This is a genomic window from Paenibacillus sp. J22P51 (genome assembly GCF_059692215.1).
The window spans coordinates 1,016,582-1,028,499 of the sequence record NZ_JCAUAZ010000001.1; the positions used below are offsets into that span (position 1 = coordinate 1,016,582).

Consider the following 11,918-nt stretch of genomic DNA (forward strand, 5'->3'; position numbering starts at 1 on the left):
ACGCAGAAAACAACCCCAGTTCCCCCTGAACGTTCTCGATCACTGACATTAGCATGACCTTTCGGTCCTTCAACTGTCACTTCATACGAGTTCCATTCCCAACACAGGAAACTGGCGTTGTTTATGTACCTATCTAGTCATTTCACTTCATATTCCTAGCCCTATGGCAGAGGCACTACAGCAACATTCGCTATCGTCACAGCTTCCGTAAACTTATTCGTTGTATTCTGTCTAATACGCATATTCGCTGCGCCAGAAGCTGTCGTATTGATTTGGACATTCACAATTTTCTCAGCATGACCACTCGCGTTAGCTGTCATCGAGAAGTTCGTACTGTATCCATACGCTGTTGGCCATGTGCCGTCACTGTTCTGCACTTTGGCGACTTGGGTACCTGAGCCATTATAGATGCCCAAATTATAGCCTGTAGTCGTCGAATTAGCGGCTAATCCGTTCATAATAATCTTCACTTGGAACACGTATTGATTCGGCAGTTGAGCTTGATGCACGAATGCGAATGGGTCTGTTGTGTTGGTTGATGAAGAGACGCCATACGATCCTGTTTTAAACGTCGTTGGATCATACCACTTGTAACCCGCTGCTGGTGTTGCCCATGGCTCCGCTTGTGGCTCAGTCGTATTCGCTGGTTGTTCCCATGTGAATAGTGTCGTTGCCGTATCTAAGGTCAGCCCCGAAACTTGTGTCAAGCTCGTATAGCTCTCTTTCGCAGCTAACCAATTGACCATATTGACTAGCAAGGTTGCGTCGTTCTGCTCTTGGAAACCTGCATAGGTCGTTTTTGCACCACCCGTCTCTTCCTTCAAATATTTTGGCGTCGCATCCTCAACCGGCGAGGAGTCACCAATGAAGCCTGCTTTACCAGCGCTTACTTTGGAAACGGCAACGAATGGTCCTTCCGCTACGCCGCCGCCATTGTATACCCCTTGATCCACAGCGCTCGCCCATTTCGTCGTTGTAGATGGCAAATACACAATCCCTTTCGCTTTGTTAGGATCTGTAATGGCTAACGTCGAACCCGCATGCATGGCAACCGTGGATACACCACTTGTAATGCCAAATCCTTGCGCACCTGTCACGATGTTGTTGGCCGTAATATCACCTAGCGCATTGTAACGGAAACGTACGCCGAAGTTTGTCGATAACCAGTCTGAGCTTGCTACGCCGGACATCGCTGCTGATGTTGCTTCTGCGGTGCTCATTCCTAATGCAGGATTTGTCCACGCCCCACGACGATAGCCATTGAATACTTCGGACGCATCCCAACGGTTCTTGTTCCGATCCGCATTGTAATGATCTCCGATGAAGAAAATACTTCCGCCAGCTTGCACATATTGCAGCATAGCGCTTTGTTCCGTGGTTTTATAAGGGATATTAGCTTCCCCAAGGACGAATACATCATAAGCAGATAAGTCCGATAGTGTAATTGCTGAACTTTTGCGTAACTCTTTTACATAGTAACCGGCATTTCCTAGCGCATTCGCGAAATCAGAGAAAGCACCGTCAATAACCCAATCGGCAGCTCCAGCTGTCTGTCCATGTGTATTATCAAACAACACCTTTTTTCCATTCGGGGAAGCAGGGGTAATCGATGGGGCTGGGTCATTCGGTCCTTCCGCCCATGCTTGCGGTACGACGCTTAACAATGTACTAGCTATTGCCGCGCCAACAAAGAATCTTCGCCAGCTTTTCTTGCCAAACCAACTTCTTCTCAACATCAATTCCCACCATCCTATGGAATAATTAACCAATGTCATTTGGCTATACATATCGTATCATACGCCAATCTCGTGGGATAGCATTTGGAAATCAATTTACAAAATCAACAACTTTTTGTGCATTCATACAAATAACAGCTACGCCGTCTTCTCAGCCTCGGAGAAACGGAACGACGTTCCGCTATTTTGGCGAAAACAACGATTTCCCGAGAGTTGCGGAACGTGGTTCCGCTATTCCTTAAAAATCAGCTATGAATAGCTATTTTCAGGAAAATAACGTCCTCTCGTTCCGTTTCTCACTGATTTTGTTCGTTTCAGCCCAAATAAGGGAACGACGTTCCGCAACTAAGGGAGTGTCTAACGGTGCATTGGATTGCTACCGCCACAAAAAAAGACCAACCTCCTAATACCTAGGAGATTGATCCTTCATTTCATTTCGATTAGCCCGAAACAACTTTAATTACGTTGCGTACGGAATCCGCTGTTTTATCCAAGGCTGTTTTCTCAGCATCGGTCAATTCGATATCCATGATTTTCTCGATACCGTTAGCGCCAAGTACCGTCAGAACACCCATGAACAGATTATCATAGCCATACTCACCCTCAAGAAGAGCGATTGTAGGGATGATACGTTTTTTATCTTTAAGGATTGCCTCTGTCATCTGCACAAGGGAAGCCGCAGGTGCGTAGTATGCACTACCGTTACCAAGCAAGTTGACAATTTCACCGCCGCCAGTACGTGTACGTTGAACGATGGCTTCAATACGATCAGCTGAGATCAGTTTCTCGATTGGCACGCCGCCAGCGTAAGTGTAGCGAACAAGTGGAACCATGTCATCGCCGTGTCCGCCGATAACAACACCTTTCACATCCTCAACGGATACGTTCAACTCTTGGGAGATAAATGTCAGGTAACGCGCGGTATCAAGAACACCGGATTGACCGATTACGCGGTTTTTGGGAAAACCAAGCGCTTGATAAGCTACGTACGTCATGGCATCGACGGGATTACTCAAGATGATAACGATGGAATCAGGTGCAACTTCTCTCACATTCTCACAAACGGATTTCACGATACCGGCATTCGTATTTACGAGATCATCGCGACTCATACCCGGCTTACGAGCGATACCAGCAGTGATAATAACGATGTCGGAATGGGCAGCATCTGCATAGTTGGATGTACCCGTGATTTGTGCATCATAGCCTTGAACTGGACCAGCTTCAAGCATGTCAAGCGCCTTACCCTTTGTGGGGTTTTCCAGTTGCGGAATGTCGAGAAGAACGATGTCACCAAGTTCTTTTTGAGCTAGCATCAGAGCAGTTGTAGCACCAGTGAAACCCGCGCCAACAACGGTAATCTTATTACGACGAATAGCCATTTGAGATTTACCTCCTACTTTTTGTAGTCAAACAAATCTTTGTTGCAAATTAAGCCATGTTTTTGATGATTTCGTTAGCGAACTCGGAGCACTTAATTTCTGTCGCGCCTTCCATCAAACGTGCGAAGTCATAAGTAACCGTTTTGTTGTTGATAGATGTTTCCAAACCTTTATAGATCAGCTCAGCTGCTTCCAACCAACCAAGGTGCTCAAGCAACATTACGCCGGAAAGGATAACGGAACCTGGGTTAACAACATCAAGACCAGCATATTTAGGAGCTGTACCATGCGTTGCTTCGAAGATTGCGTGACCAGTTAAGTAGTTGATGTTTGCTCCTGGAGCGATACCAATACCGCCAACTTGTGCAGCTAGTGCATCAGACAGGTAGTCACCATTCAGGTTCAACGTTGCGATTACGTCGAAATCAGTTGGACGTGTCAATACTTGTTGAAGAGCAATGTCAGCAATCGCATCTTTTACGATGATTTTGCCAGCAGCTTCAGCGTCTTTTTGAGCTTTGTTCGCTGCTTCAGCGCCTTCTGCTTCTTTGATACGGTCGTATTGTGCCCATGTAAAAGTTTTATCTGCATACTCACGCTCAGCCAACTCATAACCCCAGTTTTTGAACGCGCCTTCTGTGAACTTCATGATGTTCCCTTTGTGAACCAAAGTTAACGTTTTACGGCCATGTTTGATTGCGTACTCGATTGCAGCGCGAACCAAACGCTCTGTACCTTCGGAGGATACTGGTTTAACACCGATACCTGAAGTTTCTGGGAAACGGATTTTGTTAACGCCCATTTCATTTTGCAAGAAGGAGATTACTTTCTTAACAGCTTCGGAACCAGCTTCCCACTCGATACCTGCGTAGATATCTTCTGTATTTTCACGGAAAATAACCATGTCAACCAACTCAGGACGTTTAACTGGGGATGGAACGCCATTGAAGTAACGAACTGGACGGGAACATACGTAAAGATCTAGCTCTTGACGAAGTGCCACGTTCAGGGAACGGATACCGCCACCGATTGGTGTAGTTAGAGGTCCTTTGATGGACACGATGTATTCACGCATAGCTGTCAATGTATCGTTAGGCAACCAGTTGTTGAATTTGTTGAATGCTTTCTCACCAGCAAATACTTCGTACCAAGCGATTTTTTTCTCGCCTTTGTATGCTTTCTCAACAGCTGCATCTAGTACACGTACAGAAGCTGCCCAAATGTCAGGACCTGTTCCGTCACCTTCGATGAAAGGGATGATTGGGTTGTTAGGGACTTGAAGAACACCGTTTTCGATCGTGATTTTTTGACCTTCTGTTGGAAGTTCGTAAGCTTCGAATTGTGGCATGATAATAGTTCCTCCTCAAATTTGTCTAAATGGTTTTCCTATATGTTGTGCATAGCTAGGCACACAAAAAGTGACGGGAGTTACAGTACTCCCCCAGATGACCTGGACCCAGTACCGAACTGCCCGCACCTTGAGCTTAATGCAATACTAATTAGCGTTGGCTAATTGGGATATATTTTTGATTAACTGGACCTGTGTACTCAGCGCGAGGACGGATCAAGCGGTTGTTCTCGTACTGCTCAAGGATATGAGCTGCCCAACCGGACGTACGGCTGATCGCGAAGATCGGCGTAAACAAATCACGAGGGATTTCCAACGTTGTGTATACGGATGCCGAGTAGAAGTCTACATTTGGTTTCAAGCCTTTAAGACCTGTTACCAACTCGTCTGCTTTAATGGACATTTCGTACCATTTCAAGTTGCCAGTCAATTTACCAAGCTCATACGACATTTTTTGCAAGTGCTTCGCGCGAGGATCGCCGTTTTTGTATACGCGGTGACCGAAGCCCATGATTTTGTCTTTGCGCTCTAATTTACCGTTAATGTAAGGAACAACGTTCTCAACAGTACCGATCTCTTCAAGCATGACCATAACCGCTTCGTTCGCACCACCATGAAGAGGTCCTTTAAGCGTTCCGATAGCGGAAGTAATACCGGAGTAGATGTCTGTAAGTGTTGCAACAGTTACACGCGCTGCGAATGTGGAAGCATTCAACTCGTGGTCAGCATGAAGAACTAATGCTTTGTCCAACGCTTCGATAGCTACTTTATCTGGCTCATTTCCTGTTAGTTGGAACAAGAAGTTAGCCGCTACGGATGAATATCCTGGGGAAGCAACTGGCTCTTTACCTTCACGAATACGTGCGAAAGCTGCGATGATACTAGGAATTTGTGCTTGCAGCTTGATAGCTTTACGCACATTGGATTCGGAACTGGAATCATTAGCTTCGTCATCATACAGGGCAAGTGCGGAAACCGCTGTACGAAGCGCCGCCATGGAGTTAACATCTTTCGGGAATGAACGAATAAGGTCAATCACCGCATCAGGTACTTTGCTGTATGCGTTCAGGTCGCTTTGCAATTTCTCAAGCTCAGCTTGTGTAGGCAATTTCCCGAACCATAGCAGGTAAATTACTTCTTCAAAAGTCGCATTTTCTGCGAGGTCATCAATATCAATCCCGCGATACGTAAGCACGCCATCTACAATGGAGCTGATCGACGAGGTTGTGGCTACAATTCCTTCTAAACCTTTGGTTGCAGACATGGGAATCTCTCCTTAGCTACTCTATTAGCAAATTATTGCTGTTTTCTTCTTCTAATAATAAAGTATTTTACTCGGTAAGTGAACAAATGGGGTCATAGAACTTCATTATCACTACCATAAGAATTCTTTTTGGCGGAATTTTCACACCATTTTTCATCCTGATCTTCCAAACATACGATACAAGTTTTTGTTAATTTCACTGAATTATTCAGTCTGCGAGGAAAAATTTGTAGACATAGTTCGAGATTGATACAATGAAACCAATGAATCCGTGATATGAGTTATAAAGGAGCGACACTATGAGCAACCATGCAACTAGGATTGGCATCATCGATATCGGATCCAACTCCATCCGACTTGTCATTTATGAAATAAATGCCCAAGGAGCTTATCGCGTCGTCAGTGAGCATAAAGATTCCGCAAGACTTAGTGAGCGCATGGGTCAAGATGGGATTTTACATAACAAAGATATCCTTTCCATCGTTCCCATCTTAACCCACTATGCCCTTTTATGCCAGTCGCAATTTGTCACAACCGTTCGAGCCGTTGCAACTGCAGCTGTTCGGAACGCTGCCAACACCGCAGAAATCGTACATGTCCTTGAGGAGCAAACCGGGCTTCGCATCGAGGTTTTGAGCGGGTTTGAGGAAGCGCGTTTCGGTTATCTCGGCGTCATTAACTCGATGGATATTCGGGATGGCATGATCATAGATATCGGCGGAGGAAGCACGGAAGTCTCTTTATTAAAGAATAGAGAATTGGTACAATGTGTATCCTTTCCATTCGGAGCAGTGAATACCACTCGCCAACATATGAAGGGCGCAAATCTAACTGATCAAGAGATTACCGATATTCGTAAAATGGTGCATGAGGCGATTGCGTCTCAGCCTTGGATTACGAAATCCCCTGATCTTCCTATGGTTGGACTCGGAGGGACGATCCGAACACTGGGTAAAATGAGCCGTAAGCGTAACAAATATCCACTCCAGCTTGCTCATAATTACGTTTTGAAGCCAGGGGAGCTTCAAGTATTTTCACTTCTTTTATCCTCGATGCCCATTGAAAAAAGAAAAAAAGTCGATGGCCTCGCCAAAGAACGAGCCGATATTATGGTGCCAGGTTTACTCATTCTAGAGACGATCTTCGAAGCAGCCAAATCCTCTGCCTGCCTCATTAGCGGGTCAGGCTTGCGTGATGGACTTTTCTTTGAAACCTTTAATCCGAAGCAACCCATTAAACCCAATGTATTGGAAGCTAGCATCCAAAATGTACTTACGCTCCACCCTAATGCATCCGTAAAACATGCCCGTCATATCGATAAATTTGCCATGCAGATGTATGATGCACTTGCTCCAACAACAGATTTAGAGGCTCGCGGCAGGCTGTTGCTGCACACAGCTGCACTATTGTACCGCATTGGGGTAAGTGTTCATTATTACCAATTCCTCAAACACACGGAATATATGATCCAAGAAGCCCATATTGACGGTTTAAGCCATCGGGAGATTGTGATTGCTTCCCTTATCGCAACATTCAAAACAAAAAATCGGACCCAGCAGCAAGCTCTTGCGTACAAGGACCTGCTGCTGGAATCCGATACAGCCTTAATCATCAAATTAGGTGCCATCCTGAAGCTTGCCATTGCCATGGATGTGAGTGAAACACAGCCTATTCAAGAACTTAGCATCCAGCGCAGTGAAACATCGATAAGTCTCAAGCTGCTTTGTGTTCACAACCCTTATTTGGAGCTTAAAGAGCTTAACGCATTCACCAAAGATTTCGAAAAAATCTGGGGTCTTAAGCTTATGACTCACGCCGGAGTTTCTTCCATGAAGTAATTCGCATCGCCTCGAACTGGCTCCGATAAGGGGTCAGTTCATTTTTTATGCGTGTATACATCCCATTGGACATGAGTTCTCTCGCTTTGACATTATCATGGAGAGTCACGTTCAGAATTTGAATCATCATTTTCTTCATTTCGCGGTCCAAAACTGGGCACATCAGCTCAATTCGACGCGTTAAATTACGCGTCATCCAATCTGCCGAAGACAGGTAGACATCGACATGCCCCCCATTTTCGAAATAGTAGATTCTTGAATGCTCTAGAAATCGGTCTACAATACTCCGAACCGTAATATTCTCACTTAGACCAGGTACACCTGGCCGCAAACAGCATACGCCTCGTACAATGAGTTCAATCTTCACGCCAGCCTGAGAAGCCGCATACAGCGCATCTACCATCTCTTGATTCGATAAGGAGTTCATTTTGGCAATAATCTGCGCGGGTCGACCTGCTCTGGCATGCAGAGATTCACGTGCGATGAGCTCGAACAACTTATCTTTCAAATCCGTTGGAGCTACCGCGAAGGATTGCCAATCATGTGGTGCTGAATATCCTGTAATTTCGTTGAAAAGCGCTGAAGCATCTTCGCCAATAACACTGTTCGAGGTGAACAATCCAACGTCCGTATACAACCGCGCCGTACTGTCATTATAGTTACCTGTTCCAACATGCACATAACGGCGAAGGGTATGCTCCTCCTGTCGAACGACGAGCGTGATTTTCGCATGTGTTTTGAGTCCCACTAGCCCGTATACTACGTGACAGCCCGATTTCTCAAGCATCCTAGCCCAAGCAATATTCCGCTCTTCATCGAACCTCGCTTTCAGCTCGACAACCACTGTCACCTGCTTACCGGATTCTGCCGCTCTCGCCAAAGCCTGAATAATGGGCGATTTACCACTCGCCCTATAGAGCGTCATTTTAATAGCCAATACGTGCGGATCATACGCGGCATGAACAATAAAGTCCGTGACTGCGTCAAACGTCTCGTACGGATGATGCACAAGTACATCCTTCATTTTAAGAATATTGAAAAAGTCAGCCGAGTCCGCTGAGTCCTCAAATTCAACCGGATATTTGGCTGTTATACGCGGATAACGAAGATTATCAAAACCATTCAATGTGTTAGCGAGCTTCATAAAGTATGTGATGTCCAAGGGCCCATCAATCTCAAAAATTTGTTCCTCTATCTCAAACTCATCCTGTAATTGTGCCAAAGCGTACGGGTGGATCCCTTCTTGGACCTCCAGCCTCACAGGAGAGCCCCAGCGTCTGCGCCTAAGCTCTTTTTCGATCTCTTCCAGCAAATCCTCCGCGCCCTCTTCATTGAGCGTTAAATCCGCATTACGCGTCACTCTGAAGCCATGCACGGAAATCGGTATGTATCCACTGAATAAGGATTGAATATGGTGCTCGATGAGCTCCTCAAGTAAGATGAACTCGGTCTTTTTACTATTTGAACGGGTAGGTACAGGAATACAGCGAGATAAGTTGCTAGGAATTTGAACAATCGCGAAGAAAGGTTCCTCATCCAGATCCTCTCCCTCACGCACAAGCAACACAGCCAAATATAAGGATTGATTATGTACAAGCGGAAATGGACGACTCTGATCGACAGCCATCGGCGTGAGCACAGGGAAAATAATATCATGGTAGTACGCATCCATGGCTTTCTTCTGAGACGTATTTAGATCTTCGTATTCGGTAAATACAATCCCTTCTTTGGTTAATAGCCGCGATACTTCACGATATGTTTTGTACTGCTCAGTCACCATTTTCGCCGTGCGTTTCATAATTCGTTTGATGAGTCCTGCTGGTGTGTAGCCGGTGAAATCCTTCTTGGTATAACCAGCCTTAATTTGATCCTTGAGTCCTGCGACACGAACACTCATGAATTCATCGAGGTTGCTCGATACGATCGACAGAAATTTCACACGCTCCAGCAGTGGTGTACTCGCATCTTGCGCTTCCTCAAGCACACGCCAATTGAACTCGATCCAGCTCAAATCACGATTTAAGTACTTGGTTGAAATCTCTTTGACTTCTTTGAGTTCTTTTACTTCCCTAAGTTCTGGTTCGCGCGCAATACTCATAAATCCTCCAGTATTTCTCCAATTTTAGTGGTTTAGTATCTTCATTGTACTATGGGTCTTAGGGGGCGACAATCCAAATCCCTGTATTTCAATATATTAAGATTTTGTAAATATCATGATATTTCCGTATTTATCCATGTTCATGTTACAATGTTATTGACTTGAAACAAGGAGTGATTCCTACCATGGGTATCCTAAATCCGCGATTGGTTCACCAAATTTTCAGAGGCATCTGGGTGGCAATAATTGTCTTTCTCGTGGCCCTTGCCTTTTACTATATCATTCCACTCATTTACCCCTTTATTTTCGGTTGGATTATCGCACTTATGCTCAATCCGCTTGTTAATTTTTTTCATTTCAAATTAAAGCTGCCCAGATGGCTGTCTGTCACACTCTCCATGCTTATATTCCTTGGTGCGATGGTCACGATCATCACTTTACTGGTAGCCAATATCGTCGTAGAGCTAGGTTCCCTGGCGGATACGATCCAACTTCAAATCAACCGGTGGGTAGAGGAATTTAATGTGTTCATTAATTCGATCACCTTCCAGCAATGGATTGAGCGCGTGAATGAGTTTTTTGAAAATAATCCGAAATATCAGGAAACGGTTAACACCAATCTCTCTTCCACAGCAGGCTCTATTGCCGATGTTAGTAAATTGGTTATCACCTATATCTTTGCGGCTCTCAAAGCATTCTTGACCTCGCTCCCTAATATCGCGACGATCACCATCATCGTAATGCTGGCCACCTTCTTTATCAGTAAGGATTGGTATGGTTTGATCAAACGCTATAAGGGCATCTTCTCGGACATGATTGTTAAAACAACCAAGTTAATCCGCACGGATTTACAAAAGGCTTTGTTTGGATATATAAGAGCTCAGCTAATCCTAGTTTCACTTACTGCGTTAGTTGTGATCATCGGCCTGCTTGTGCTGCGTGTTGATTATGCCATCACCATTGGCTTGTTAACAGGCTTAGCTGATCTGATGCCGTATCTTGGAACAGGCGCTGTCATGGTGCCATGGATTCTCTACGTTTTCTTTGCGCAAGGTAATATCGTCCTTGGCATTGGACTTAGTGTATTATATGGGGTTATTGTAATTGCGCGGCAGATTATGGAGCCTAAGGTATTAGCCTCTTCAGTCGGCCTAGACCCACTAGCTACACTTATTGCCATGTTCGTTGGTTTAAAGCTATTCGGACTATTAGGACTTATCGTTGGGCCTGTATCCCTTATTCTCATTACCGCCTTCTATCGAGCGAGAATCTTTCATGATATCGCAGCTTACATACATAAAGGCTCGGCACCTCCGAAATAGGAGGATGACCGAGCCTTTGGTTTGAGATTACTTTCAGACATGACAGCTTATCTGCGATTGATGATGTGCATGTTGCCTTTTCCGATTTGTTTGCGAATGATGGCCAGCAGCAGTACCTTGAATATCGGTCTTGTATACGGAAAGACGAGCAGGAAACCCAGAATGTCCGTAATGAAGCCCGGTGTAATCAGCAAAATCCCCCCAAGGAAAATACAAATCCCATCCAGGATCTGTTGCGCTGGCAGCTGACCCTGCGACCACTCAAACTTCGCATATTCCATCACCTTGCGCCCCTCGCGCTTAGCAAAGTAAGCACCCAAGAAGCCGCTCGCTATGATTAACAGGAAGGTCATCCAACCTCCGACTAGATGTCCAAGCATGATCAACATTGTAATTTCTATCGCAGGCACGAGAATAAAAATAGCAAGAATCCAACGAAACATAGGTTTAGCCTCCTTCAGAATACTTCGCAATGAGCTGCCACAATTCTGGCGCTTCCTTCTCTATACGTACTGGCTTCCAAGAAGGATTCACCCAAACATGACCAGATGTTCCTGTAACCAGCAATTCTTCGGATTGATCGTCATTAATTCTGCGAATTTCATAGGCAAATTGCAGCCGAACACTGCTCACTTGCGACACCCGTGTATAAATCCCCACGAGATCATCGTATCTCGCTGGCTTTTTGAACTTGAGATCCGCTTCCGTTACAGGCAAAAGAAGTCCCATTTCCTCAATTTTACGATAGGGAAACCCAAGGGATCGAATAAACTCGGTACGTCCGATTTCGAACCAAGTCAAATAATTGGCATGGTATACAACTCCCATTTGATCCGTTTCTTGATACCGCACACGCAGCTGATGTTGATGCATCCGTTCCTGATTCATTATAAATCCTCCCGCAATGACTTGTGGTTCCATTATATCATA

Annotated in this window: 9 protein-coding genes; 2 read left to right on the forward strand and 7 right to left on the reverse strand. The window is 45.1% G+C overall.

Going from position 1 to position 11,918, the window contains the following annotated elements:
• Window positions 1-161: 161 nt before the first annotated feature.
• The 4 genes from AC58QC_RS03960 to citZ all read right to left on the reverse strand — a co-directional run bounded on the left by AC58QC_RS03960 (window position 162) and on the right by citZ (window position 5,730).
• Window positions 162-1,736, reverse strand: a complete 1,575-nt coding sequence (locus AC58QC_RS03960) for a DNA-binding protein (protein ID WP_497413888.1) — start codon at window positions 1,734-1,736, stop codon at window positions 162-164.
• Between the two features lie 440 nt (window positions 1,737-2,176).
• Window positions 2,177-3,118 (reverse strand): malate dehydrogenase, encoded by a 942-nt coding sequence (gene mdh / locus AC58QC_RS03965; protein WP_497413889.1) that lies wholly within the window; start codon window positions 3,116-3,118, stop codon window positions 2,177-2,179.
• Between the two features lie 49 nt (window positions 3,119-3,167).
• Window positions 3,168-4,466 (reverse strand): NADP-dependent isocitrate dehydrogenase, encoded by a 1,299-nt coding sequence (icd, locus tag AC58QC_RS03970; protein ID WP_497264649.1) that lies wholly within the window; start codon window positions 4,464-4,466, stop codon window positions 3,168-3,170.
• A 151-nt stretch (window positions 4,467-4,617) separates the two neighbouring features.
• The gene (gene citZ, locus AC58QC_RS03975; RefSeq protein WP_497413890.1) at window positions 4,618-5,730 is read right to left on the reverse strand and encodes a citrate synthase; all 1,113 of its coding nucleotides are present in this window, start codon (window positions 5,728-5,730) and stop codon (window positions 4,618-4,620) included.
• A gap of 299 nt (window positions 5,731-6,029) precedes the next feature.
• Here citZ and AC58QC_RS03980 point away from each other — a divergent pair, with 299 nt between their 5' ends.
• A complete protein-coding gene (locus AC58QC_RS03980) occupies window positions 6,030-7,568 on the forward strand; it encodes a Ppx/GppA phosphatase family protein (protein ID WP_497413891.1) in 1,539 nt (512 codons plus the stop codon).
• Here the strand turns inward: AC58QC_RS03980 and ppk1 are convergent.
• Entirely contained in the window at window positions 7,534-9,666 is a 2,133-nt protein-coding gene (gene ppk1, locus AC58QC_RS03985; protein WP_497413892.1) for a polyphosphate kinase 1, read from the reverse strand. The genes AC58QC_RS03980 and ppk1 overlap by 35 nt on opposite strands.
• Window positions 9,667-9,851: 185 nt before the next feature.
• Here ppk1 and ytvI point away from each other — a divergent pair, with 185 nt between their 5' ends.
• On the forward strand, window positions 9,852-10,988 hold the full coding sequence (gene ytvI, locus AC58QC_RS03990; RefSeq protein ID WP_497413893.1) for a sporulation integral membrane protein YtvI: 1,137 nt from the start codon (window positions 9,852-9,854) through the stop codon (window positions 10,986-10,988).
• Window positions 10,989-11,035: 47 nt separating this feature from the next.
• On the opposite strand, the gene AC58QC_RS03995 is transcribed toward ytvI, so the two are convergent.
• Window positions 11,036-11,431 carry an FxsA family protein gene (locus AC58QC_RS03995; protein ID WP_497264643.1) on the reverse strand — a complete coding sequence of 132 codons (396 nt, stop codon included), beginning with the start codon at window positions 11,429-11,431 and terminating at the stop codon, window positions 11,036-11,038.
• 4 nt (window positions 11,432-11,435) lie between these two features.
• The gene (locus AC58QC_RS04000) at window positions 11,436-11,876 is read right to left on the reverse strand and encodes an acyl-CoA thioesterase (RefSeq protein WP_497413894.1); all 441 of its coding nucleotides are present in this window, start codon (window positions 11,874-11,876) and stop codon (window positions 11,436-11,438) included.
• Between the last annotated feature and the right edge of the window lie 42 nt (window positions 11,877-11,918).

Coding starts and splice junctions, on each gene's coding strand:
- AC58QC_RS03960 (WP_497413888.1), bottom strand. CDS start 1,736: ATGTTGAGAAGAAGTTGGTTTGGCAAGAAAAGCTGGCGAAGATTCTTT.
- mdh (WP_497413889.1), bottom strand. CDS start 3,118: ATGGCTATTCGTCGTAATAAGATTACCGTTGTTGGCGCGGGTTTCACT.
- icd (WP_497264649.1), bottom strand. CDS start 4,466: ATGCCACAATTCGAAGCTTACGAACTTCCAACAGAAGGTCAAAAAATC.
- citZ (WP_497413890.1), bottom strand. CDS start 5,730: ATGTCTGCAACCAAAGGTTTAGAAGGAATTGTAGCCACAACCTCGTCG.
- AC58QC_RS03980 (WP_497413891.1), top strand. CDS start 6,030: ATGAGCAACCATGCAACTAGGATTGGCATCATCGATATCGGATCCAAC.
- ppk1 (WP_497413892.1), bottom strand. CDS start 9,666: ATGAGTATTGCGCGCGAACCAGAACTTAGGGAAGTAAAAGAACTCAAA.
- ytvI (WP_497413893.1), top strand. CDS start 9,852: ATGGGTATCCTAAATCCGCGATTGGTTCACCAAATTTTCAGAGGCATC.
- AC58QC_RS03995 (WP_497264643.1), bottom strand. CDS start 11,431: ATGTTTCGTTGGATTCTTGCTATTTTTATTCTCGTGCCTGCGATAGAA.
- AC58QC_RS04000 (WP_497413894.1), bottom strand. CDS start 11,876: ATGAATCAGGAACGGATGCATCAACATCAGCTGCGTGTGCGGTATCAA.